This is a genomic window from Staphylococcus sp. GDY8P198P, assembly GCF_017891615.1.
GTDB lineage: Bacteria > Bacillota > Bacilli > Staphylococcales > Staphylococcaceae > Staphylococcus > Staphylococcus cohnii.
This window is the reverse complement of sequence record NZ_JAESJQ010000019.1, coordinates 78,168-102,151: the sequence shown is the minus strand read 5'-3', so window position 1 is coordinate 102,151 and position 23,984 is coordinate 78,168. Positions and strand designations below refer to the sequence as shown.

General features: G+C 31.6%; 23 protein-coding genes and 1 pseudogene. 16 read left to right on the top strand and 8 right to left on the bottom strand.

Going from position 1 to position 23,984, the window contains the following annotated elements:
- The first annotated feature begins 23 nt into the window (after positions 1–23).
- From nrdI to KA824_RS11935, 8 genes are all read left to right on the top strand, one after another.
- Positions 24–422, top strand: coding sequence for a class Ib ribonucleoside-diphosphate reductase assembly flavoprotein NrdI (nrdI, locus tag KA824_RS11970; RefSeq protein WP_107385216.1), 399 nt, complete (start codon positions 24–26; stop codon positions 420–422).
- Complete coding sequence (gene nrdE, locus KA824_RS11965) at positions 385–2,490, top strand: class 1b ribonucleoside-diphosphate reductase subunit alpha (protein WP_107521312.1); 2,106 nt, start codon at positions 385–387, stop codon at positions 2,488–2,490. The genes nrdI and nrdE overlap by 38 nt, the downstream gene beginning before the upstream one ends.
- A 236-nt stretch (positions 2,491–2,726) precedes the next feature.
- Positions 2,727–3,695 (top strand): class 1b ribonucleoside-diphosphate reductase subunit beta, encoded by a 969-nt coding sequence (gene nrdF / locus KA824_RS11960; protein ID WP_019469517.1) that lies wholly within the window; start codon positions 2,727–2,729, stop codon positions 3,693–3,695.
- A gap of 458 nt (positions 3,696–4,153) precedes the next feature.
- Positions 4,154–5,122, top strand: a complete 969-nt coding sequence (locus KA824_RS11955) for an ABC transporter permease (protein ID WP_181187434.1) — start codon at positions 4,154–4,156, stop codon at positions 5,120–5,122.
- The gene (locus KA824_RS11950; RefSeq protein WP_107385213.1) at positions 5,112–6,071 is read left to right on the top strand and encodes an iron chelate uptake ABC transporter family permease subunit; all 960 of its coding nucleotides are present in this window, start codon (positions 5,112–5,114) and stop codon (positions 6,069–6,071) included. Before KA824_RS11955 ends, KA824_RS11950 begins: the two co-directional genes overlap by 11 nt.
- Positions 6,068–6,868: an iron ABC transporter ATP-binding protein gene (locus tag KA824_RS11945; RefSeq protein ID WP_040030228.1), complete on the top strand. Its 801-nt coding sequence runs from the start codon at positions 6,068–6,070 to the stop codon at positions 6,866–6,868. The genes KA824_RS11950 and KA824_RS11945 overlap by 4 nt, the downstream gene beginning before the upstream one ends.
- A gap of 106 nt (positions 6,869–6,974) precedes the next feature.
- The gene (locus KA824_RS11940) at positions 6,975–8,024 is read left to right on the top strand and encodes a ferrated catecholamine ABC transporter substrate-binding lipoprotein SstD (RefSeq protein WP_107385212.1); all 1,050 of its coding nucleotides are present in this window, start codon (positions 6,975–6,977) and stop codon (positions 8,022–8,024) included.
- Between the two features lie 249 nt (positions 8,025–8,273).
- On the top strand, positions 8,274–8,603 hold the full coding sequence (locus KA824_RS11935; RefSeq protein WP_181187435.1) for a PH domain-containing protein: 330 nt from the start codon (positions 8,274–8,276) through the stop codon (positions 8,601–8,603).
- Between the two features lie 134 nt (positions 8,604–8,737).
- Here the strand turns inward: KA824_RS11935 and KA824_RS11930 are convergent, their stop codons facing one another.
- From KA824_RS11930 to KA824_RS11920, 3 genes are all read right to left on the bottom strand, one after another.
- Entirely contained in the window at positions 8,738–9,052 is a 315-nt protein-coding gene (locus KA824_RS11930; protein WP_107385210.1) for a CHY zinc finger protein, read from the bottom strand.
- A gap of 12 nt (positions 9,053–9,064) precedes the next feature.
- On the bottom strand, positions 9,065–9,988 hold the full coding sequence (gene murB, locus KA824_RS11925; protein ID WP_107385209.1) for a UDP-N-acetylmuramate dehydrogenase: 924 nt from the start codon (positions 9,986–9,988) through the stop codon (positions 9,065–9,067).
- 124 nt (positions 9,989–10,112) lie between these two features.
- A complete protein-coding gene (locus KA824_RS11920) occupies positions 10,113–10,655 on the bottom strand; it encodes a GrpB family protein (RefSeq protein WP_107386551.1) in 543 nt (180 codons plus the stop codon).
- A 127-nt stretch (positions 10,656–10,782) separates the two neighbouring features.
- On the opposite strand from KA824_RS11920, the gene KA824_RS11915 reads away from it, so the two are divergent.
- From KA824_RS11915 to KA824_RS11905, 3 genes are all read left to right on the top strand, one after another.
- The gene (locus KA824_RS11915; RefSeq protein WP_119517880.1) at positions 10,783–11,670 is read left to right on the top strand and encodes an EMYY motif lipoprotein; all 888 of its coding nucleotides are present in this window, start codon (positions 10,783–10,785) and stop codon (positions 11,668–11,670) included.
- A 153-nt stretch (positions 11,671–11,823) separates the two neighbouring features.
- A complete protein-coding gene (gene ytxJ / locus KA824_RS11910; RefSeq protein WP_019469507.1) occupies positions 11,824–12,144 on the top strand; it encodes a bacillithiol system redox-active protein YtxJ in 321 nt (106 codons plus the stop codon).
- 421 nt (positions 12,145–12,565) lie between these two features.
- Positions 12,566–13,690, top strand: coding sequence for a glycerate kinase (locus tag KA824_RS11905; protein ID WP_181187436.1), 1,125 nt, complete (start codon positions 12,566–12,568; stop codon positions 13,688–13,690).
- Positions 13,691–14,078: 388 nt separating this feature from the next.
- On the opposite strand, the gene pepT is transcribed toward KA824_RS11905, so the two are convergent.
- From pepT to KA824_RS11890, 3 genes are read right to left on the bottom strand one after another with little or no spacing between them, the layout of a single operon-like run.
- Positions 14,079–15,317 (bottom strand): peptidase T, encoded by a 1,239-nt coding sequence (gene pepT / locus KA824_RS11900; protein ID WP_181187437.1) that lies wholly within the window; start codon positions 15,315–15,317, stop codon positions 14,079–14,081.
- An 11-nt stretch (positions 15,318–15,328) separates the two neighbouring features.
- On the bottom strand, positions 15,329–15,829 hold the full coding sequence (locus KA824_RS11895; RefSeq protein WP_219912734.1) for a threonine/serine exporter family protein: 501 nt from the start codon (positions 15,827–15,829) through the stop codon (positions 15,329–15,331).
- A 14-nt stretch (positions 15,830–15,843) separates the two neighbouring features.
- Positions 15,844–16,605 carry a threonine/serine exporter family protein gene (locus KA824_RS11890; RefSeq protein ID WP_019469503.1) on the bottom strand — a complete coding sequence of 254 codons (762 nt, stop codon included), beginning with the start codon at positions 16,603–16,605 and terminating at the stop codon, positions 15,844–15,846.
- A 543-nt stretch (positions 16,606–17,148) separates the two neighbouring features.
- Here KA824_RS11890 and KA824_RS12935 point away from each other — a divergent pair.
- A pseudogene (locus tag KA824_RS12935) lies at positions 17,149–17,349 on the top strand (IS5/IS1182 family transposase); the annotation flags it as partial.
- A 21-nt stretch (positions 17,350–17,370) separates the two neighbouring features.
- Here KA824_RS12935 and gdpS read toward each other — a convergent pair.
- Positions 17,371–18,441, bottom strand: coding sequence for a GGDEF domain-containing protein GdpS (gene gdpS, locus KA824_RS11885; protein ID WP_107383666.1), 1,071 nt, complete (start codon positions 18,439–18,441; stop codon positions 17,371–17,373).
- Positions 18,442–18,847: 406 nt separating this feature from the next.
- Between gdpS and KA824_RS11880 the strand changes: the two genes are divergently transcribed.
- Complete coding sequence (locus KA824_RS11880; RefSeq protein ID WP_019469500.1) at positions 18,848–19,906, top strand: glycosyltransferase family 4 protein; 1,059 nt, start codon at positions 18,848–18,850, stop codon at positions 19,904–19,906.
- Between the two features lie 226 nt (positions 19,907–20,132).
- Here the strand turns inward: KA824_RS11880 and KA824_RS11875 are convergent, their stop codons facing one another.
- On the bottom strand, positions 20,133–20,774 hold the full coding sequence (locus KA824_RS11875; RefSeq protein ID WP_107504630.1) for a YigZ family protein: 642 nt from the start codon (positions 20,772–20,774) through the stop codon (positions 20,133–20,135).
- A gap of 138 nt (positions 20,775–20,912) precedes the next feature.
- Between KA824_RS11875 and fakB1 the strand changes: the two genes are divergently transcribed.
- The 3 genes from fakB1 (at position 20,913) to KA824_RS11860 (ending at position 23,976) form a co-directional block, all read left to right on the top strand.
- Entirely contained in the window at positions 20,913–21,776 is an 864-nt protein-coding gene (fakB1, locus tag KA824_RS11870; RefSeq protein ID WP_181187438.1) for a fatty acid kinase binding subunit FakB1, read from the top strand.
- 261 nt (positions 21,777–22,037) lie between these two features.
- Positions 22,038–23,300 carry a DEAD/DEAH box helicase family protein gene (locus KA824_RS11865; RefSeq protein WP_181187439.1) on the top strand — a complete coding sequence of 421 codons (1,263 nt, stop codon included), beginning with the start codon at positions 22,038–22,040 and terminating at the stop codon, positions 23,298–23,300.
- 220 nt (positions 23,301–23,520) lie between these two features.
- Positions 23,521–23,976, top strand: coding sequence for a ComF family protein (locus KA824_RS11860; RefSeq protein WP_245335995.1), 456 nt, complete (start codon positions 23,521–23,523; stop codon positions 23,974–23,976).
- Positions 23,977–23,984 lie beyond the last annotated feature (8 nt).

Genomic DNA, 23,984 nt, shown 5'->3' with positions numbered 1-23,984 from the left:
TCTATTAGAAAGAAGGTGATCCAATGAAAGTGGTATATTTTTCGTTTTCCGGCAATGTGCGCAGATTTATAAAAAAAACCGAACTGACAAATGTTATGGAAATCACGCAAAATAATTGTTCAGAGAGAATAGAGGAGCCATTCGTTTTGGTCACTGGAACAATAGGATTTGGTGAGGTACCCCAACCAGTTCAAGCGTTTTTAGATGTGAATGATGATTTGTTAAAAGCTGTTGCAGCGAGCGGAAATCGTAACTGGGGACAAAATTTCGCAAAAGCTGGACGATCAATTTCGGAACGATATCAAGTTCCACTATTATTGAAGTTTGAAGTACAGGGCACTGCAGACGATATAAATGAATTTAAAGATAAGGTGGGAAATTTCAATGAAGATTATGGACGAGAAGAAATACAATCATATTGAATTAAATAATGAGGTTACAAAACGAAAAGATAATGGTTTCTTTAATTTGGAAAAAGACCAAGAAGCGCTAGCAGTTTATTTAGAAGAGATTCAAGATAAGACAATCTATTTTGATACTGAAATTGAACGTTTACGCTATCTTGTAGATAACGATTTTTATTTTGATGTTTTTGAAAAATATTCAGAAGCGGATTTACAAGAAATTACAGATTATGCTAAAAGTATAGACTTTCGTTTTGCCAGTTATATGTCAGCTAGTAAATTCTTTAAAGATTATGCGCTAAAGACAAATGATAAAACACAATTCTTAGAAGATTATAAGCAACATGTTGTGATTGTTGCACTTTATTTAGCAAATGGTCATAAACCGACAGCTAGACAACTTATTTCAGCTATGATTGAACAACGTTACCAACCAGCAACGCCAACGTTTTTAAATGCAGGACGTGCGCGTCGTGGTGAGCTCGTGTCATGTTTCTTATTAGAAGTAGACGACAGTTTGAATTCAATCAATTTTATAGATTCTACAGCGAAACAGTTAAGTAAAATTGGTGGCGGTGTTGCTATTAACCTATCTAAATTGCGTGCAAGAGGAGAAGCGATTAAAGGCATTAAAGGTGTAGCAAAAGGCGTATTACCTGTTGCTAAATCTCTTGAAGGCGGATTTAGCTATGCAGACCAATTAGGACAACGTCCTGGTGCTGGTGCGGTGTACTTAAATATTTTCCACTACGATGTAGAAGAATTTTTAGATACAAAGAAAGTTAACGCAGATGAAGATTTACGTTTATCTACCATTTCTACTGGATTAATTGTACCTTCAAAATTCTTTGAATTGGCGAAAGAGGGTAAAGACTTTTATATGTTTGCACCACATACAGTTTATAATGAATATGGTGTAACGTTAGATGATATTAATTTAGATGAATACTATGAAAGTTTAGTAGCCAATCCAAATGTTGATAAAAAGAAAAAAGACGCTCGTGAAATGCTAAATATGATTGCTCAAACACAACTACAATCTGGTTATCCTTATCTAATGTTTAAAGATAATGCGAATAAAGTACATCCTAACTCTAATATTGGTCAAATTAAAATGAGTAACTTATGTACAGAAATCTTCCAATTACAAGAAACGTCTATTATTAATGACTACGGTACAGAAGACGAAATCAAGCGCGATATATCTTGTAACTTAGGATCTTTAAATATTGTTAATGTTATGGAATCAGGAAAATTCAAAGATTCAGTGCATACAGGTATGGATGCATTGACAGTGGTTAGTGATGAAGCAAATATTCAAAATGCCCCAGGTGTTAGAAAAGCTAATAGTGAGTTACATTCAGTTGGATTAGGCGTTATGAATTTACATGGTTATCTTGCTAAAAATAAAATTGGTTATGAATCTGAAGAAGCAAAAGATTTTGCTAACATATTCTTCATGATGATGAACTACTATTCAATTGAAAGATCCATGGAAATTGCAAAAGATAGACAAGAAACATTTAAAGACTTTGATAAGTCAGATTATGCCAATGGTAAATATTTTGAGTTTTACACTTCGCAAACATTTGCACCAAAATATGAAAAAGTACGTAAATTATTTGAAGGCTTAGAAATTCCTACACCTGAAGATTGGAAAGCATTACAAAAAGAAGTTGAAACTCACGGTTTATTCCATGCATATCGTTTAGCGATCGCACCAACACAAAGTATTTCTTATGTACAAAATGCGACAAGTTCAGTTATGCCGATAGTTGATCAAATTGAACGTCGTACTTATGGTAATGCAGAAACATTTTACCCAATGCCTTTCTTATCACCTGAAACAATGTGGTACTACAAATCTGCATTTAATACTGATCAAATGAAATTAATTGATTTAATAGCTACGATTCAAACACATGTGGACCAAGGTATTTCTACAATTCTTTATGTAAATTCAGAGATATCAACACGTGAATTATCTAGATTATATGTTTATGCACATCATAAAGGATTGAAATCTTTATATTACACTAGAAATAAATTATTAAGTGTTGAAGAATGTACAAGCTGTGCAATATAAAACGAAACTTTTTAATTAATGAAAAAGATATATGAATCTTGAAATAACGCATATGTTTTAAATGCAAAAAGGTGAGGCATTAAGTGAATGTCATTTAAATCAAAGTGTATCGACATTATAGAAATATAGTCACTTATGCAAAGGGATAGAAAATCTAAAAATATATTTAGATTTCTGTCCCACTTTCTGTGTTTTATAAATTAAACAAATATTTACTAGATAGGGGAATTATCTAAATGAAAGCAGTCAATTGGAATACTCAAGAAGATATGACAAATATGTTTTGGCGACAAAATATTTCGCAAATGTGGGTAGAAACTGAATTTAAAGTTTCAAAAGATATTGCAAGTTGGAAAACATTATCTGATGAAGAAAAAAATGCATTTAAAAAGGCATTGGCAGGTTTAACTGGTTTGGATACACACCAAGCAGATGATGGTATGCCATTAATTATGTTACATACAACAGATTTACGTAAAAAAGCGGTATATTCCTTTATGGCGATGATGGAACAAATTCATGCTAAAAGTTATTCTCACATCTTTACAACATTATTACCATCTAGCGAAACAAACTATTTATTAGATAAATGGGTCCTAGAAGAACCACATTTGAAATTTAAATCGGATAAAATTGTAAATAATTATCATAAATTATGGGGTAAAGAAGCATCTATTTATGATCAATATATTGCACGTGTATCAAGTGTTTTTCTAGAAACATTTTTATTCTATTCTGGTTTCTATTATCCTTTATATTTAGCTGGACAAGGTAAAATGACGACTTCAGGAGAAATTATTCGTAAAATTTTATTAGATGAATCTATTCATGGTGTATTTACTGGTATGGACGCACAAAGTTTACGCAATGAATTGTCTGAAAGTGAAAAACAGCAAGCAGACCAAGAAATGTATAAATTATTAGATGAACTATATAAAAACGAAGTTTCTTATACACAATCTTTATATGATGATATCGGTTTAACTGAAGATGTGCTTAACTATGTAAGATATAATGGTAACAAAGCACTATCAAACCTTGGATTTGACCCGTACTTTGAAGAAAGAGAATTTAATCCAATCATCGAAAATGCATTAGACACATCTACAAAAAACCATGATTTCTTCTCTGTTAAAGGCGATGGTTATACTTTAGCGCTAAATGTTGAAGCATTACAAGATGAAGATTTTATTTTTGAAGACTAAATTACAACTGTTTAACTATCATAATGTAAAAGTTGTTGATAGCAGATGTATGAAATATAAGTAAATTTTAAGCACCAACAAACGTCAATTTCTATTGGAATTATATAGAGATTGACGTTTTTTATTTATTAAAGTTTTGTTCGTTGCACTAATATTTTACACATTTTGTGCCAATACAATTAATTTAAGCACGTGCTTAAATTTATTTAGTATTTGCATTAGTTAGCCAACTGAAATGTCAAAAATTTTTATAAATACATAAATTCAAAAGAATACATTTGACTAAAAGGTTTTGTTTTTATTTTGAAAATTTTGACATAAATAGAGAATTGTTTTGATAATCTCTGTTATAGCTATTGAATTTACATGCAAAGATGATAAAATTTAACTTATAGGTATTGATAATGATTATCACATTCAATAAAACATGACGTTTATGAAAGGATTAATTACTCACTATGAAATTTTTACTCAATGGTGTTGTCTTAGCTATTATTTTATTCTTTTTAACTATCCTTTCTTTATTTATAGGCGTTAGCAAAGTATCAATTACTGATATTTTTCATTTAACGCATGAACAATTAAATATCATCGTGTCTAGTAGGATACCCAGAACAATAAGTATATTAATATCTGGAAGTACTTTAGCACTTTCTGGACTAATTATGCAGCAGATGATGCAAAATAAATTTGTGAGCCCAACGACAGCAGGGACTATGGAATGGGCAAAGTTAGGTATTTTAATATCAATGATATTTTTTCCGCAAGAAAACATTATTATTAAATTAATATTTGCGGTGATATTAAGTATTGGTGGCACATTTTTATTTGTTAAATTAGTTCAATACATACGATTCACTGATGTTATTTTTATTCCGCTTTTAGGTATTATGCTTGGTGGTATTGTGTCTAGCTTAGCAACTTTTCTTGCTCTAAGAACCAATACTGTACAAAGTGTAGGCAACTGGCTCAATGGAAACTTTGCCGTCATTACGAGCGGTAGATATGAAATATTATACTTAAGCATTCCTTTATTGATACTTACATATATATTTGCCAATCATTTCACGATTGCAGGGATGGGGAAAGATTTTAGTAATAACTTAGGCGTCAACTATGAAAAAATAATAAATATTGGTTTATTTATAACTGCAACTATAACAGCACTCGTAGTTGTTACAGTAGGAACGCTGCCATTTTTAGGTCTAATTGTTCCGAATATTGTGTCAATATTCAGAGGTGACCACTTAAAGCAAGCATTACCTCACACAGCAATGTTAGGGGCGGTATTTGTTATGTTTTCTGACATAATTGGTAGGATTATTGTCTATCCATATGAAATAAATATTGGTTTAACAATTGGTGTCTTTGGCACGATTATTTTCTTGATCTTATTGATGAAAGGAAGACACAATTATGCAAATTAGTGCTAAATCAAAGTTAATGATATTAATTGCTGTCACTTTAATTGCTGCTTTAATATATCTTTTCATCGGTATTGATTTTGAAATTTTTAGATACCAGTTTATCAGTCGTTTTCGAAAGCTTGTGCTCATGATATTGGTAGGTGGAGCAATTGCAGCTTCAGTAGTCATCTTTCAAGCAATTACAACGAATCGTTTATTGACTCCATCAATTATGGGACTTGATGCTGTATATATGTTTGTGAAAGTATTGCTAGTATTTGTGTTTGGCGTACAGTCTGCATTTGTAACTAATATATATTTAAGTTTTGCTACTTCGCTGTTGGTTATGATTGTATTTTCATTATTATTATTTCAAGGTATCTTTAGAATTGGCGATGTGTCGATATATTTAATTTTACTCATTGGTGTTATATTAGGTACTTTCTTTAGAAGTATAACTGGATTTTTAGAACTGATTATTAATCCTGAAGATTTTTTAGCAGTTCAGAGTTCAATGTTTGCCAATTTTGATGCTTCCAATAGTAAATTGGTAATGTTGTGCGGCATTATATTAATTATTTTAATCATTATTACAGTGATTGCGATACCATATTTAGATGTGCTTTTATTAGGAAAAGACCAAGCAATTAATTTAGGTTTGTCCTATAAAATGATTACAAGATTATTGCTCATACTTGTTGCGATATTAGTATCTGTCTCTACTTCATTGGTAGGTCCGATTACATTTTTAGGATTGTTAACAGTTAATCTAGCGCATGAATTGATGAAAACCTATGAACATAAATATATATTACCCGCAACAATCTGTTTAAGTTGGTTGAGTTTATTTATTGCACAAGGTGTAGTAGAAAATTTATTTGAAGCGACGACGCAAGTAAGTATCATTATTGACTTAGTAGGTGGAACGTACTTTATCTATCTATTAATTAAAAGGAGACATGCGAATTGATACGTGTTCAAGGATTAAATAAAACCATTCAAGATAAAACGATTTTAAATGACATTAATGTAGATATAAGTAAAGGGCGTTTAACTTCAATGATAGGACCAAATGGTGCAGGTAAGAGTACTTTACTTTCAGCAATTACACGACTGATCGATTTTGATAAAGGGACAATTGAGATTGAAGGGAAAGCTATTTCTGAATTTAAGAGTAATGAATTGTCTAAAAAATTATCAATTTTGAAACAGGCTAATCATACTGAGTTAAATATTACTGTTGAGCAACTCGTAAATTTTGGAAGATTCCCATATTCAAAAGGCCGTTTAAATGAAGCAGATCGGGCGCAAGTTGAGTATGCACTTGAGTTATTGAATCTTAAAGAAATAAGACATCGTTACCTAAAAACACTATCAGGTGGCCAACGACAACGTGCATATGTAGCTATGACGATAGCGCAGGACACAGAGTATATATTGCTGGATGAGCCATTAAATAATTTAGATATGAAACATTCAGTTCAAATCATGAAAACGTTACGTCAACTCGCAAAATCACTCAATAAAACAATTGTTGTTGTGATTCATGATATTAATTTTGCTTCGTGTTATTCGGATGACATCATTGCATTGAAAGATGGAGAAATGGTCAAAGCCAGTACTAAAGATGAAGTTATACAAGAAAATACGCTCAAAACATTGTACGATATGGACGTTAAAATTGAAGAAATTCGCGGACAACGCATTTGTGTATATTTTGATGAAGAAACAGCAGATTATGAATTATCTATATTACAATCCGTTTAAAATGGAATGATTTATATTGAAGGGAGTGATGCAGCTGCAACGTTGCTCATTTTAAACGGCATATTGAAATGGTGATTAACTTTAGTATTCCAGGAGGATTAAACATATGAAGAAATTTGCTTTGTTTATGGTAATAGGTTTAATGTTTTTATTAGTAGCATGTAGTAATGGTGGCTCAGACGATAAAAAGTCATCGGATACAAAATCAGATAGCAATGAATCAAATAAAACAGTTAAGATAGAAAATGATTATAAAGCTAATGGAGAAAAACGTGATGGAAGCGATGCTAAATCTGTAAAAGAGACAGTTGAGGTTCCAGTAAATCCTAAAAACGCAGTTGTGTTTGATTATGGTGCATTAGATACATTAAAAGAATTAGGACTTGAAGATAAAGTTAAAGCAGTTCCTAAAGGTGAAGATGCAAAATCATTACCAGATTTTTTAAGTGAATTTAAAAATGATAAGTATTTAAATACTGGTAGTTTAAAAGAAGTTAATTTTGACAAGGTTGCAGAAGCAAAACCAGAAGTGATATTCATATCTGGACGTACAGCAAACCAAAAAAACTTAGATGAATTTAAAAAAGCTGCACCAGATGCTAAAGTTGTTTACATAGGTGTAGATAATAAAGATGAAGTTAAGTCGCTTAAAGCAAATGCTGAAAAAATAGGTAAAATTTATCAAAAAGAAGACAAAGTTAAGTCTCTTAATAAAAAATTAGAAGATAAAATAGCAAGTATGAAAGAAAAAACAAAAGATTTAAAAGACCAAAAAGCGTTATATTTGTTAGTAAATGAAGGTGAATTATCAACATTTGGTCCTGGAGAACGTTTCGGTTCTATGATTTTTAATACAATGGGCTTTACACCAGCAGATAAAGAAATTAAAGAAAGTAATCATGGCCAAAATGTTACAAATGAATATGTTGCAGAAAAAAATCCTAGCATTATTTTTGCGATGGACCGAGGTCAAGCTGTAGCAGGTAAATCTACTGCTAAAAAAGCATTGAGTAATGATGTCATCAAAGATGTTGATGCGATTAAGCATGATAAAGTATATGAATTAGATCCAAAACTTTGGTACTTCTCAAGTGGTTCGACAACAACTGCGATTAAACAAATTGAAGAAGTCGAAAAAGCAATAGATAAAAAATAATAATAGACATGAGTGGGGATTGTCTTAATAATGCATACTCAAAGCAGTGAAAATCACTTTAATCGTGAATTCACTGCTTTTTTGATATGGATGATGCGTTCTGCTTACAAGATGATATAAAATGTAACTGTGCTAATCTCAATTGTTTTTTGGTTGGCTCAATACTAGAATGGAATTGAGCACTTAAGTAATAAATTGATTTAAAAACTTGTATAATGAATAAAAATAGTAAAAGAAGGTGACATAAAAATGATTTTAGATAATGTAAACCCAAATGATTTATTTCCAACAGAAAAGAAAGGTCCTAGTGTACTAGGTACGATAGAGTATTCTGTACAAGGTTCTACAGAATTTGAAGGTGCATTTATTGCTACAAATGAACGTATTATTTTAAATGTAGATATGAATGGAGAATTCTATTATAGAAGTATTGGTTATGATGAAGTAGAGAAAATTACATACGAAGACGGTCGCATTCATTTCACGTTTAATATTGGGCCTATGCCGATGAAAAATATACAAAAAGGTGATACAGAAGCGTTTGTACAATTTGTAAAGGACAAAATAAACGCACAATAGGAAGATAGTGTTTGAATGAACTTGTGTATGTCATGTTTATGTTTATTTTTACAATGGTTTAAATAGATAAAAGAGCGACGTAGAAACTTGATTAGAAAATAAATTTCTGCGTCGCTCTTTTTGTTTAGCGTTAATTATATAGAAAAGTAAGTGCTGTAATGATATTTACAACGATTATTAAAATGTGCATCACAGTTTGGACACGCTTCAATCAGCATATATTCATTGATTGTCATTTCGTGTCTGCATACACCACATAAAATAGCTTTTGTATTAAATTCATCAGCATCCCATCTTTGTATTGAATGAGAGGTGTCCTCATTATGACATTTATAACATGGATAGTATTTATTACAGCATTTGAATTTAATTGCTATTACATCTAATGGTGTGTGGTAGTGTGTACAACGTGTTTCATTATCTACAGTTGCACCGTATACTTTCGGCATCTTATAACACTCCTAACGTTCAATAGGATGTTCACCAATTATTCTAACTTCTGGATGAAGTTCAACATCAAATTTTGCTTTAACCGTTTTTTGCACGTGATGGATTAAATCTTCGTAGTCAGTTGCAGTACCTTTATCAACGTTTACCATAAAACCTGCATGTTTCTTAGATACTTCTACGCCACCTATACGATAGCCTTGTAGGTTTGAATCTTGTATTAATTTACCAGCAAAATGTCCTGGTGGTCTTTGGAAGACGCTACCACAAGATGGGTATTCTAAAGGTTGTTTCGTTTCTCTTCTATCAGTCAAATCATCCATTTTCTCTTGGATATCTTGTAAATTGCCAGGCGCTAATGTAAATGCAGCTTCTAATACAACTAAGTGTTCTTTTTGGACGATACTATTACGATAATCTAACTCCAGTTCTTTGTTTGTCAGTGTGATTAGATCTCCCTTTTCATTAACACATAGTGCATAATCAATACAATCTTTGACTTCACCACCATAAGCACCTGCATTCATAAATACAGCGCCACCAATTGAACCTGGGATACCACAGGCAAATTCTAATCCAGTAAGCGCATTATCACGTGCAGTACGTGACACATCAATAATTGCAGCACCGCTTCCTGAGATGATTGCATCATCAGAAACATCAATATAATTTAACTGAAGTAAACTGATAACGATTCCTCTGATGCCACCTTCACGGATGATGATGTTTGAACCATTACCTAGATATGTGACGGGTATATCATTTGTGTAGGCAAAATGGACGATAGCTTGGACATGCTCATTTTGGGTTGGAGATAAATAATAATCGGCTTGACCTCCAGTCTCAGTGTATGTATAGCGCTTTAGCGGTTCGTCAACTTTTATAATATCTTTTGGAACTATTGCTTCTAATTCTTTTAAGATGTCATCTTTATGCAATTATAGAACATCCTTTCCTGTTGAATTCATTTATATATTATACCAATGATTTAACATGTTTGCTAAATAGTATATCGTTTTATTGAAAACGATTAAGTTAATTTATTATTTTAGTGATTAAAGATTAGTTGTGTGTGTTCGATAAATCTTTATTAATTTTTCGGAGTAGTTGTTTGAAAAGTAATTGTTTTTGATTTTCATATTCACGAATTAGTACTGCGTCTGTCGCTAAATTATACTTTTGCTTTCCAAAGTTGGTTGTTGAAGATGAGTTTATTGTTAAGTAATGATTTGTCTTCAGATAATCATTATAAAGTTGTGAATCTATTTGAACAATATGTAATCGAGCAATTTGTTTTAAATCAATGAGATTATTAAATTGAGCCATTACTACTTTTTTGTGATATGGATGGTGAAGTCTATAAAACCCTTCATAATTTAATCTTTTTTCATCTAAAGCAGTTATATCATGTAAATCATTGACGCCAACTAAAACATCTAAAATAGGTTCAGTAGGGTAGTTGAAGTGACTCGTTCCTCCAATATGATGTGTTGTTTTTACAGGAGTATTTAAGAGTGTCAATAATTTATGACGTAGCATCTGATATTGTTTAATAAAAGTTTGTTGTATATCTTCATTGATAAAAGGTTGAACATCCGAATGCATTGAATTAAATCACTCCTTTAAATGATCAAAATAAATTGTTAAACTGTAAATTCTGGAATAATATATCATATATTATTTTCAAGTTAAATAAGTTTCTGTATAATACGTAATGATAAGGAGTGCAGAAATGAAAAAATTAATGTGCTTTGTTTTATTAGTTTGTTTTGCTGTAGTACTTGTCGCTTGCGGACATGAAGGTGCCAACGAATTTAAAGATTTCGATAGTACATTAACTGACGTAAAGCAAAAAGAAAAGGAATTTAATAAAGTAATGGATTCTATTGATTTAGAAAACATTAATGATTTAAGTAAAACAGATATGACTGATAAAAACAAAAAAGAATTCAATCAATTGCAAAATAACTTGAATAGCAAGTTAACACCTAAACTTGAAGCATATGAGAAATCTACCAAACATCTGCCAGCAAATTCTGAGGAAACCAAGGAATTAAAATCAAAATATTTAGCATCTGTCAAAAAGAAAAAAGCTGCCATCGAGGAAGTTAAAACATTTGTAGATTTATACAATCAAGCAGTTAAAGCGAATGAAGATATTTTAGATTATACAAAACTTTTTGAAAAGAATAGATCAGAAGTAGAAGAAAACATGAAAAAAGCTAATAATGCTGGTGAAAGTGTTAAAGGCTTTAAAGAGAAATTGGAACAAAATAACAAAGATTTAAAAAATACAGCGGAAAAAGAATCCAATTCTACAAATGCTAAATCAGAGAAGCAAGTCATTGAAACTCAAATTATGCCATTAATAAAAAAACAAATTAAAGACTTGAACAAGGCAGAAATAACAGATGGCTATGTGAATGATGCGCGTAAAAACACGATTGAGATGTACTATAGCTTACAAAATTATTATGAAACAAGAGAAGAAACAATTGAAATTGGTGAAGCAATCGCTAAAATAGACATCAATAAATTACCTAAAGAAAGTGAAGATTTAAAACATTATGATAAGGATTTTAATAAACGCTATGCCGAATTAAAAGAAAAATATCAATAATAAATTAATCGGGTAAGTTATGAGATTTGTAATAAACTGTTAACAATAAAAAGGGAATTGTGTATAATTGGAAACAATGATATGTGAATATCATTGGAATTTCACACTTTTAGAGACAATGTGGTGTGTTAAATATTTTTAGAGGTGAATAGAATGGCTATAAAGCTGAGTTCGATTGACCAGTTTGAGCAAGTTTTAGAAGAAAATAAATATGTATTTGTGCTGAAGCATAGTGAAACATGTCCAATTTCAGCAAATGCTATTGATCAATTCAACAAATTTTTATATGAAAGAGATATGGATGGTTATTATTTAATCGTACAACAAGAGAGAGCTTTATCAGATTATATAGAAGAAAAAACAAATGTTAAACATGAATCGCCACAAGCATTTTATTTTGTGAAGGGACAAGCGATTTGGAATGCAAGTCACGATCATATTAATGTAAAATCTTTGGCAGGCGCTGAAGAATAAAAAATAAATATTTAATAAAGAAACGCTTGTTAAGCTTTAAGTTATATTAAAAGGTTTAACAAGCGTTTCTTATAATGTGAAAAAATGTGTTTTGACATGTATAATATAAAGTTGAATTAGTAATGCATATATGTGCATAGATGTATATTATTTATGTAACTATTGTATTTATCATCAATACGATGTTTGAACGTGATTACCAACCTTAAGTGTGATGATATTTTTACCAGCGGTTTAGTAGCATATGATTTGTGCTAATTTTAACACAAAGTGAAATGATACTTAGTTTGATTTCTGTACAGTTGAATTAAATATATCAATTAATCACAGCTATTTAAAATTTATAAGGTGTGGAAATCACGTTAACTTAAAAATAAAGCTATGAAAATTACAATGTAATATTAATATTAGAGGTGACAAAATGAAAGTATTAGTAGCAATGGATGAATTTAATGGTATTATATCTAGCTATCAAGCCAATCGGTATGTAGAAGAAGCGGTTGCTAGTCAAATAGAGAAGGCTGATATTGTTCAAGTACCGTTGTTTAATGGTCGGCATGAACTGATGGATTCTGTCTTTTTATGGCAGTCAGGTACCAAATACAGAGTGGTTGCACATGATGCAGATATGAATGAAGTAGAAGCTATTTATGGTATTACTGATAATGGTATGACAATTATTGAAGGTAATCTATTTTTAAAAGGTCAACGTCCAATTATAGAAAGAACAAGTTATGGTTTAGGTGAAATTATACTTGATGCAATAGAAAATGGTGCTGAACATTTAATTATTTCGCTAGGTGCTATTGGTAGTTTTGATGGTGGTGCTGGCATGCTTCAAGCACTCGGTGCTAAATTTTATGATGACGAGGCTCAAGAAATCGATGTTACACAAGGCAGTCGTGTTTTAAAATATATTCGTCGTATAGATGTATCTCAAGTTGATCCTAAGTTGAAAGATATTAGAATCCAACTTATGTCAGATTTTGATAGTAAATTATATGGTAAAAATAGTGAAATCATGCAAACATTTGAAACGCATCAAATTTCGCATCAAGAAGCAAGTGAGATAGATAATTTAATATGGTATTTAAGTGAGATGTTTAAAGCTGAATTAAAAATCGCACTAGGGCCTATTCAAAGAGGCGGCGCTGGTGGGGGTATAGCTGCAATGTTAAATGGTTTATATAGTGCTGAGATTATGACGAGTCATGAACTGGTAGACCAAATTACGCATTTAGAGTCATTAATTCAACAAGCAGATTTAATAATTTTTGGTGAAGGTGTGAACGAGCAAGATCAAATTTTAGAAACGACTACCGTTCGCTTAGCCGAGCTAGCTACAAAATATGACAAACCGTCAATCGCAATTTGCGCAACAGATGATAAGTTTGATTTGTTTGAATCGATGGGTGTAACAGCAATGTTTAATACATTTATAGAAATGCCTCAATCTTTTACAGATTTTAAAATGGGAATTCAAATTAAACATTATACAGTTCAAGCGATTAAGCTATTAAAAACACAGTTTGATGTTAATAAATAAAATATAAATGCAAAACCGTCAATTTCTATTGTAATTATATAGAAATTGACGGTTTTTTAAATTCTACAAAAATCAGCAGTTGTTCGAAGTTACAATTATAAGACATAAATTTAATAAAAATTATTTTTAATACACATACGTATGATAAGAAACAATACTACCATAATGTTGGCACCCAGTGGTATCGTCTGATTAACAAATACAAGTTTGAGGTTTATACGAAATATGTGTTGGACTAGCATGCACAATCCAAATTGTAAGGTACAAAAATAAAAAAAGGGAGTAGGACAGAAATCTAATCTTTGAAAAGATTTCGTTGTCCTACTCCGACAAGGATGATGAGCATTGAAAAAGTACAAAATGACCTCTATATCCGAGTCATTTCTATTTAATCATTCTTTTGATAAGTTTGTACGACTTCTTGAGCGATACCTACTATGACATCTACAGCTTTTTCTATGACATCGATAGAAGCATATTCGAAAGGTCCATGGAAGTTATCACAGCCAGTAAAAATGTTAGGTGTTGGTAATCCCATAAATGATAGTTGTGAACCATCTGTGCCACCACGAATCGGTTCAGTATTAGCTGGAATATCTAACTTGTCAAAGACACGTTTAGGAATGTCTATAACATGTGGTTTTGGCTTAATTTTTTCTCCCATATTGTAATATTGGTCGTTTATTTCAACTTCGATCGGTTCATCTTCAAAATGACTATTGATATCATTTTTAATTTCTACTAAACGTTTTTTACGTAAATCAAATTCATGCTTATCATGATCACGAATAATATAGTAAAGTTTCGCTTTCTCAACATCACCATCAAATTTCATTAAATGATAAAAACCTTCATAACCCTCTGTACGTTCAGGCACTTCATTTTGAGGTAAAAGAGCGTTGAATTGTTGACCTAATAGCACAGCATTAACCATCGCATCTTTAGCAGATCCTGGATGAACATTAACACCGTGACAAGTTACAATCGCTTCTGCAGCATTAAAACTTTCATATTGTAACTCACCAAATTGGCTGCCATCCATTGTATATGCAAAGTCAGCATTAAAACGTTCAACGTCAAATGCATGTGGTCCTTTACCAATTTCTTCATCAGGTGTAAAAGCTACTCTGATGCGACCGTGTTTGATTTCTGGATGCGATGTTAAATATTTTAAAGCTTCCATAATTTCAACGACACCAGCTTTATCATCTGCACCTAATAATGATGTGCCATCTGTAACCATTAAAGTATGTCCCTCTACTTGTTTCATAGCAGGAAAGACATCTTGACTTAAAACTCGATTTGTATCGCCGAGCTGAATCGGTTTCCCATCATACTGCTCAATAATTTGTGGATTGACATTTGTAGCATTAAAATCGGGTGAAGTATCAACATGCGCAAGAAAACCAACAGTTGGAATAGCTTCGTTAACATTACTTTCTAATGTTGCAAACAAGTATCCATTTTCATCAACATCAGTTTCTAGTCCTAAATCTGTTAATTCATCATTCAATAAATTCAATAAATCCCACTGTTTATTAGTGGAAGGTGTTGAATTTGAATGTGGATCAGATTGTGTATCAATTTTGACATATCTTGTAAGTCGCTCAATAATATCATTTTTCATAAAAACACCCCTTATGCTCTGTTATTCATATTATATGATTTCTTATATATTTTACCATTCATTTTACCAATGTGTTGTTTTATGCGTGTATAAAGATAATAAATAATCTCTGCACATAAAATACCAAAGGCAATTGCACCTGAAATAAGTGTTACTTCGAGAAATGTATTGACGGCATGTGTATATTCGTTGCTCACTAAATAGCGTGTTGCCTCATAGGCAAGTCCACCAGGAACGAGTGGGATGATGCCAGGCACAATAAAGATGATGACTGGTCTTTTATAACGTCTACTCATGGTATGACTCATAATTGCCAATATAAAACTTCCTAGGAACGAAGCCATTACCTTTCCTAGTTCTACATCAAGTGTCACTTTATATATAATCCATCCCATAGCACCAACGAAACCGCAAGCTAAAAGGAGACGTCGAGGTGCATTAAAAATAACAGAAAATAGCATTGTCGCTAAATAACTAACAATAAATTGTAAAACATAGTAGCCAATGACCATTTGAGCACTCCTTTTTAAAATATTAATAAAACGATTGCGACACCAGCACCTATAGCAAATGATGTTAAGGCCGCTTCGACACCACGAGACATACCAGCGATGAGTTCGCCTGCCATGAGGTCTCGGATAGCATTGGTAATTAAAATACCAGGGACTAGCGGCATGACGCCTGCAATGGTAATAATATCTTGGTTTGCTGCCATGCCTAATTTTGAAAATGTAGCTGCTATTGTAATAACAACCGCAGCACTAATAAATTCCGAAAAGAACTTTATTTGTATATAACGTTGAACAAAATCAAAAGTTAAAAATGCACCAGCTCCTGCAAGAATTGCAAAAAAGAAGTCATTCATAACACCGCCAAACATAAATAAGAAAAAACCACATGCAATGGCAGCAGCAAAAAATTTAGTGATAGATGAAAACTGTAATGATGCATGGTGTAAATGAATAAGTTCAGATTTTGCTTCATCTATACTTAACTGATTATTAGAAATCTTTCTAGATAAACTATTGGTTAATGCAATTTTTTCTAGATCAGTCGTCCGCTCACGTATACGGATAAGTCTCGTGTTTGTTCGATTATTGAGTGAAAAAATAATCGCTGTAGATGTAACAAAACTATATGTATCATCTAAGCCGAAACTTGCTGAAATTCTATTCATCGTATCTTCAACACGATAAGTTTCAGCACCGCTTTCAAGCAATATTCTGCCTGCAATGAGCACAACGTCAATCACTTTATCTTCATCAATGATAGTGATCGAATCAGACATAGCTGGGCACCTCCTAAATTTTTCATAAATCAATTGAAAGTTTACCGTGTACTAAGGTAACTTTCAATAATATTTATTTCAGTATAGATTGTTTTTATAATTACCTCCTATATTGTAACAAACTTAAATTTGTAAATGATATGTTTTATTTTAAAAATATTGAAGGAATGCTTATGCATTGTTAAATCTTACGAGTGTTTTTATGTTTTCAATAATATTTTTAGAGTTTTACTTTCAAAAGAACTATGCGATGAAATACATTAATGTAGATGTTTAAATAGCCGCTTTCATAATATAAATTAAAAAAGCTTGAGATATAAATAACCATTCTCAAATCAAAAAGGATTAATCCACTTTATATGGATTGGTCCTCTTTATATTTAAAATATTACGATTTTGATCGTGCATGCTTGCCTGGGGATATGGCTCGAGCCTGTAGTCTCTCGCTCATATCATTTCCCCCGGGCGTCAGCACGATGCAAAATCGGTACAATATATATTAATATTCAAAAAACAAGGCACTTTCATATAATTTAATAAACATTCACTCGAATATCAGTTCGAGGATTAAATAAACTTAAACAAGAACTTGGTTTTGTATTAATGGCATTGAATATAAGAAAGATGGTAGCTCAACGAGCTACAAAATTTCATAAAACTAAAGAAAACGTCAATCTCTATATCTTCTCAATAGAAATTGACGCTTATTTTTTAGTCAGAGATATTTATGTCCTAGACTCTTGAAAATGGCTTCATTTTATTTAGTTATAATTTAACAATAGGGTTAAACATGACTTGATTACGTCCTTCATTTTTAGCCATATGCAACATATCATCTGCGACTTTAAAGACGGTACGTTGAGATTTATAATCATCTTTAGTTAAGTATCCAACACCAATAGAAACTGATAATTTAATAATTTCTTTATTTGGTAAATGGAAAGTAGATTGTTCCACGCCTTTACGGATACTTTCACTTAATTTAACGCATTGATCTAACGTATAGTCATATAATACTACAGAAAACTCTTCGCCACCGTTACGGTAAATACTAAATTGTTCTGGCACGTAGTTTTTCAGTAATTGTGCGATTTGTCGTAATACAGCATCACCTGAATCATGTGAATACATATCATTAACATCTTTAAACCCATCAATATCGATGAGTAGTAAACCTAAACTTTCATCATTTTCTTCTGCAATACGTGTTGTTTCATTCAAATGTCTATCGAATTCTTTAACATTGCCTAAACCCGTCAAATAATCAAATTTATCTTCATTCTCATAGCGGTTTACTAAAGAGAAGAAATGCCAAATATCTACGAATGTAATCGAAGAAGTGATTGTTAAAATGAACGATAACGGTATCATATATAATACTTCTTTAAATTCATAATATGGACTGATAAATGACAAGAGGACAAAAATGACTAGCGTAATTAAGTTGAGTATTTGTAATGAGATGATGTCATTTTGTTTTAAAAATGGTCCTATTGCTCCGACAATGATGGCTATTACAATTAAGATCATTGCAGTTATAATCGTATAATCGCCAATTAATACATTAACTAAAGACACGATAAACGCTGCTAAAACTGTATAAACCATATTTGTATATCTACCTAAAAATAAAATCGGCACAAAAGATAAATAGAGTACATATTCATTGAAGATAGGGACAGGCTTTACAGATAATAATAATGCTACAATGGTCATTAAAACCGTGACGTATTCTTTTGAAAACACCATATTTTTATTTTCAGAGTACTGTAATCGGTGGAATAAATAAATTCCTGCGACAGTAACCGCAATATTGTAAATAATAGCTTCAAACATTTTTCTTACGCTCCTTTAAATACACACTTAGTCATTGTAAGTGAAAAGTTACATTTTGTCATCATTGATATTTAGAAATTAATAACATTTGTTTAAAATTCATGTTAGAATACTTATTTGAGTGATTGTAAAATAAATAAATTGTTTATTCTATAAAAAAGAAAGTGAATTTCTGCGTTGAATCTTACTAATGATTACATTACTATTTGTATTACTAAAAGTACATCGTGTATTATAGACTTAATTGAATCATTTATAGAATTACTCGAAATATATAAAGTTAATTATGTTTTAAAAACACACATGTGTATATCCATTCCAAATATGATTTCATATTTGGAATATTTATAGAGATTTTAAATTCAAATTCAAAAATATAAAGACTTAAAATAATGAAGGTGAACTGATGTATACGTTATTATTAATCATTTTTTCAATGATTGTCAGTTTAATACTTACTCCCATTGTCATAAAGGTTTCCCATAAATTGGGTGTTGTTGATCAACCTAATTTTAGGAAAGTACATAAAAAACCAACTTCTGTCTTAGGTGGTACCGTGATACTACTTTCCTTTTTATTAGGGATTTGGTTAGGACATCCAATTGAAACAGAGGTGAAGCCACTCGTCATTGGGGCAGTATTAATCTACTTAGTAGGATTGATAGATGATATCTATGATTTAACGCCAATCGTAAAATTATTAGGCCAGGTGGTTGCAGCACTGGTTGTCGTTTATTATGGTGTAACCATTGATTTCATCTCTTTACCGATTGGACCAACAATACATTTTGGTATATTAGGTATCCCTATTACAGTGATTTGGATTGTTGCGATTACCAATGCAATCAACTTAATTGATGGTTTGGATGGTTTGGCTTCTGGTGTAGCAACAATCGCATTGATGACTATTGGGTTTATCGCAATATTACAAGCAAATATATTTATAATTATGATCTGTAGTGTGCTTATCGGTGCGTTATTAGGTTTCTTATGTTTTAATTTTCATCCTGCTAAAATATTTTTAGGGGATAGCGGCGCATTACTTGTTGGCTTTATTGTTGGTTTTCTTTCACTCTTAGGTTTTAAAAATATTACATTTGTGTCTTTATTCTTCCCGATTGTTATTTTAGCAGTACCGTTTATAGACACTTTATTTGCTATGATACGACGTGTGAAAAAGGGCCAACGTATTATGCAAGCGGATAAGTCACATCTACATCATAAATTACTAGAGTTAGGTTATTCACATCGTCAAACAGTTATTCTGATATATTCAATCGCATTGTTATTTAGTCTTTCAAGTATTATTTTATATTTATCGCAACCATGGGGCGTACTCATGATGCTTGTACTCATACTCATTACAATTGAACTCATTGTTGAATTTACAGGATTAATAGATGACGATTATAGACCACTCTTAAAATTAATTGAAAATAAAGAACGACATAAAAAAGATGAATAGTTAGACTACTAATTAGAACCTGAGATATTAATATCTCAGGTTCTAATTTTGTTTTATGAACAGCGATAAATTAAAGCAAAGACTGATATACTTACTTTTTTAAATTTTACTTTAATTACAAATATCAATGCATATCAGTAAGGTTTTTTCATTCTTTTAACTTTGTAGCAGGATAGATATTATTTATGATGGATGGTGCATATAAATAACTTGAAATAGCTATACTTCAGGTTGTTGGTATGTCAAATGGTAACATAATGATATCTTGCTCAACTAAATCATAGTTACCAGAAGTAATTTTATTTAGAAAAGCAATAAAATCATCATATTCCGCTTCTACCACATCTATTTGATAACTCACTTTGTCTGTGTAATTTGTGTTTCTTAAGAAGAAAGATGTTTGCGCTAATTCATATTCAAATTTACCAGTAAGATCATAATCAATAGTGATTGTAGTTGGTATTGCTGAGCGTAAAGCAACACGACCCACTTCATAAATGACATCTCTCACGGCGCCACTGTAGGCTCTTATTAAACCGCCGCCACCCAATTTTATACCACCGAAATAACGCGTAACTACGACACAAACATTGTGAACTTCTAGTTTTTTTAATATTTCTAGCATTGGTACACCTGCAGTTCCACTTGGTTCTCCATCATCATTTGCTTTTTGAATATTCATTTGTGCTCCAACCGTATAGGCAGAACAATTATGTGTTGCTTCTCGATGTTCTGATTTCACCAAGTTTATAAAGTCTTTAGCTTCTGCTTCAGAGTCAACAGGTTTGATATGGGCAATAAAGCGTGATTTGCTAATTACATTTTCTATCATATGTTCTTGCTTTATTGTTATGATTGATTCATCCATATTTAAACACTCCAGTCATAGTTTCAATCAATACATATTATTATACACGGTTCTGAATTCAAGTTTAATGTAAAAATAAATTTTCTTTTAATATAAAATAATGTATCATAGTTGTGAGTATAATTGAGGAGGATTATGATGAAAATTGCTGTATTAACAGATTCAACGAGTTATCTATCTCAAACATTAATTGATAAATATAATATAAATATTGCGCCACTAAGTGTAACTTTTGATAACGGTGAAAATTTTGTAGAAAATGCATCTATTTCAGCAGATGAATTTTATGAAAGAATGAAAACATCTAAAACAATTCCTACGACAAGCCAGCCGGCAATTGGTGAATTTATAACAAAATACGAGCAATTACGCGATGAAGGATATACAGATGTCATAGGCGTTTTCCTATCTTCAGGTATCAGTGGTACTTATCAAACAGCTACACAAGCGGGAGAAATGGTTGAAGGGATTAATGTGCATACATTTGATTCAAAAATTTCAGCGATGGCAATGGGGATTTACGTATTACGTGCAATTGAATTAATTGAACAAAACGATGAACCTCAGGCAATCATTAAAGAGCTTGAAGCAATGCGAGAAGTCACAGGTGCGAGATTGATGGTAGACGATTTGAAAAACTTGCAAAAAAGTGGTCGTATTACTGGTGCTCAAGCGTGGGTTGGTGCGATGTTGAAAATGAAACCAGTTTTAAAATTTGAAGATGGTTTCATTTTACCTGATGAAAAAATACGTACTAAAAAACGAGCACTTAAAGAAATTATCAATAAAGTGATTGAAATCGTTAAAGATTATGAAGAGGTTACTTTATTAGTGATAGGTGGAGATGTTCGAGAAGATGCAGACTGGATGTACAATGAATTACAAAACAACTATCCACAATATAAATTATATCGTTCTTATTTAGGTCCTGTAGTCGCAGCTCATTTAGGCTCAGGGGGTATGGGATTAGGTTTCACAGGTAGGTCCGTACGTACAGACTAAATGGCAGGGCAGATTTGAAAATACTTTTATCATGTGTTAAGTAAAGTAGCGTTTTGCGAGAGATACTTGTTATAAATATAACTGTTCATTCAGTCATTAATACCAACAATAAGATGACAAATGAGTTGTTTAGTGTTTAAATTTCTGTATGATAAATCAATGAATCAATTATTTTATAGCGGGTCTTGAAATTAAAGTAAAGTTTAATTTTTGACTCGCTTTTTAGTTTGGAGGAAATAAACGATTAAATACTACGGAAGAATGATTAATGATAAGTCATTATTAACTGATGAACGTATAAGACAAACGACGAAAGGTGTTATATTAGATAACGGCTATTGGACGTGTTCGCAATGTCATTCACACCGACCAACGCATTTTTATAAATATCAATCTATGGTATTAAATAAGCCAATCGTCTACTGTAGAAATTGTATCAATATGGGGAGAATGGATAATACTACCGAGGTTTATATCATAGAAAGTCACAATATAGTGACGCCTTGCCATTATCAATTATCATTCAAATTATCAGAGCAACAGCAATTTGCATCCGACAAAATTGTATCAGCGATTGCAAGCTTCCACTCTCTATTACTTCATGCTGTCACAGGTGCAGGTAAGACTGAGATGATATTTGAAGGAATTAAATATGCGAGGAACCAAGGTTATAATGTCGCAATCGTATCTCCACGGGTTGATGTCGTTTTAGAAGTGAGCATGAGGATTAAAGCAGCATTCCGCGAAGAAGAAATAGATGTATTACATCAATCATCACAGCAACAGTTTAATGGTCATTTTATTATTGCCACAGTTCATCAACTTTATCGTTTCAAACAACATTTTGATGTAATTATTGTAGATGAAGTTGATGCCTTTCCATTACCCACAGAACCAACGTTGATAAAAGCATTACAGCGAGCCTCGAAATTAAAACACTGTCATATATTAATGACTGCTACACCCACAAAATCATTAATTAGACAAATTAGCAATTTAGAAATCATTCAATTACCCGCGCGTTTTCATAGACATCCTTTACCAGTGCCTCAATTTAAATTTCTGAGAATTAATCCCAATAAAAAGCAATATCAATTATTACGATTTTTACAACATCAAGTCAGTCAACAACGATATACGCTCGTCTTTTTTAACGACATTATTTTAATGAAACAATTGTATCAATTATATAAAGATGCGTTACCATCTTTAATATATGTTTACAGTAATGATGTGTTTCGATTTGATAAAGTAAAGCGTTTGAGAGATGGCGAACACGCCATTGTTTTCACCACTACTATTCTAGAAAGAGGCTTTACTATGGCAAAACTCGATGTTGTGATCATAAATAGCCACCAGTTTGAGACGAGTGCCATCATTCAAATATCAGGAAGAGTTGGAAGAAAAGCGGAAGCACCAACAGGAAGCGTATTTTGTATGCATGAAGGCATCACGCTGTCTATGCTTCAAGCTCAATATCAGATAAAGAAAATGAATAAACTTGCAAAAAAAGAGGGTGGATAGACTGACAGCGATATGTTTATATTGTCACACTTATTATTCAGAACCGTTAAATGCATTTACCTTTTATAAAAAAGCTTCAAAATTGTGCCATATTTGTAATCATCAATGGGATATAATGAAATTAAATGCGACGAATCGCTGCCCAACATGTATGAAGTTACTTAATGAAACAGAAAAATTATGCTCAGATTGTACCGAATTATCTTTGAAATTTAAATTAATGAATAAATTATATTGTTTTTACCGATACGACGGTATTGTAAAAGAAATGATTCAACAATATAAATTTAAAAGAGATGTTGCAATAGCAGAAATAATTGCAGAAAGAGTTAAATTGCCTCATTACAAATATGATTACATTATCCCCATACCGTCTCCTCTATATAGAGATAGGGAAAGAACGTTTAATCCTATACAATCAGTATTAGACTTAAAAAAGGTTAAATATCATTGTCTGCTTGCCACACACTCATGTATAAAACAATCAGAATTAAGTAAACAAAAACGCATGCAACGACCGAATCCTTTTGAAATAACACGATATGTAGATTTAAAAGAAAAAAATATTTTGTTGATAGATGACATATATACTACAGGCTTAACGGTTCATAATGCAGGACAATTGTTATTTGATAGAAAAATCAGAAAATTCGATGTGTTTACGTTTGCACGGTAAGCTATTCG

What these genes read in the sequence shown, in the direction of transcription:
- nrdI (WP_107385216.1), top strand. Translation starts at nt 24, where the DNA reads ATGAAAGTGGTATATTTTTCGTTTTCCGGCAATGTGCGCAGATTTATA.
- KA824_RS11895 (WP_219912734.1), bottom strand. Translation starts at nt 15,829, where the DNA reads ATGGTCATTGGCTACTATGTTTTACAATTTATTGTTAGTTATTTAGCG.
- KA824_RS11920 (WP_107386551.1), bottom strand. Translation starts at nt 10,655, where the DNA reads ATGCATTCGGATGTTCAACCTTTTATCAATGAAGATATACAACAAACT.
- fakB1 (WP_181187438.1), top strand. Translation starts at nt 20,913, where the DNA reads ATGAAAATTGCTGTATTAACAGATTCAACGAGTTATCTATCTCAAACA.
- KA824_RS11930 (WP_107385210.1), bottom strand. Translation starts at nt 9,052, where the DNA reads ATGCCGAAAGTATACGGTGCAACTGTAGATAATGAAACACGTTGTACA.
- KA824_RS11905 (WP_181187436.1), top strand. Translation starts at nt 12,566, where the DNA reads ATGAAAGTATTAGTAGCAATGGATGAATTTAATGGTATTATATCTAGC.
- gdpS (WP_107383666.1), bottom strand. Translation starts at nt 18,441, where the DNA reads ATGTTTGAAGCTATTATTTACAATATTGCGGTTACTGTCGCAGGAATT.
- KA824_RS11915 (WP_119517880.1), top strand. Translation starts at nt 10,783, where the DNA reads ATGAAAAAATTAATGTGCTTTGTTTTATTAGTTTGTTTTGCTGTAGTA.
- KA824_RS11865 (WP_181187439.1), top strand. Translation starts at nt 22,038, where the DNA reads ATGATTAATGATAAGTCATTATTAACTGATGAACGTATAAGACAAACG.
- pepT (WP_181187437.1), bottom strand. Translation starts at nt 15,317, where the DNA reads ATGAAAAATGATATTATTGAGCGACTTACAAGATATGTCAAAATTGAT.
- KA824_RS11955 (WP_181187434.1), top strand. Translation starts at nt 4,154, where the DNA reads ATGAAATTTTTACTCAATGGTGTTGTCTTAGCTATTATTTTATTCTTT.
- KA824_RS11935 (WP_181187435.1), top strand. Translation starts at nt 8,274, where the DNA reads ATGATTTTAGATAATGTAAACCCAAATGATTTATTTCCAACAGAAAAG.
- KA824_RS11950 (WP_107385213.1), top strand. Translation starts at nt 5,112, where the DNA reads ATGCAAATTAGTGCTAAATCAAAGTTAATGATATTAATTGCTGTCACT.
- ytxJ (WP_019469507.1), top strand. Translation starts at nt 11,824, where the DNA reads ATGGCTATAAAGCTGAGTTCGATTGACCAGTTTGAGCAAGTTTTAGAA.
- KA824_RS11890 (WP_019469503.1), bottom strand. Translation starts at nt 16,605, where the DNA reads ATGTCTGATTCGATCACTATCATTGATGAAGATAAAGTGATTGACGTT.
- KA824_RS11875 (WP_107504630.1), bottom strand. Translation starts at nt 20,774, where the DNA reads ATGGATGAATCAATCATAACAATAAAGCAAGAACATATGATAGAAAAT.
- nrdE (WP_107521312.1), top strand. Translation starts at nt 385, where the DNA reads ATGAAGATTATGGACGAGAAGAAATACAATCATATTGAATTAAATAAT.
- KA824_RS11940 (WP_107385212.1), top strand. Translation starts at nt 6,975, where the DNA reads ATGAAGAAATTTGCTTTGTTTATGGTAATAGGTTTAATGTTTTTATTA.
- KA824_RS11880 (WP_019469500.1), top strand. Translation starts at nt 18,848, where the DNA reads ATGTATACGTTATTATTAATCATTTTTTCAATGATTGTCAGTTTAATA.
- nrdF (WP_019469517.1), top strand. Translation starts at nt 2,727, where the DNA reads ATGAAAGCAGTCAATTGGAATACTCAAGAAGATATGACAAATATGTTT.
- KA824_RS11860 (WP_245335995.1), top strand. Translation starts at nt 23,521, where the DNA reads ATGAATAAATTATATTGTTTTTACCGATACGACGGTATTGTAAAAGAA.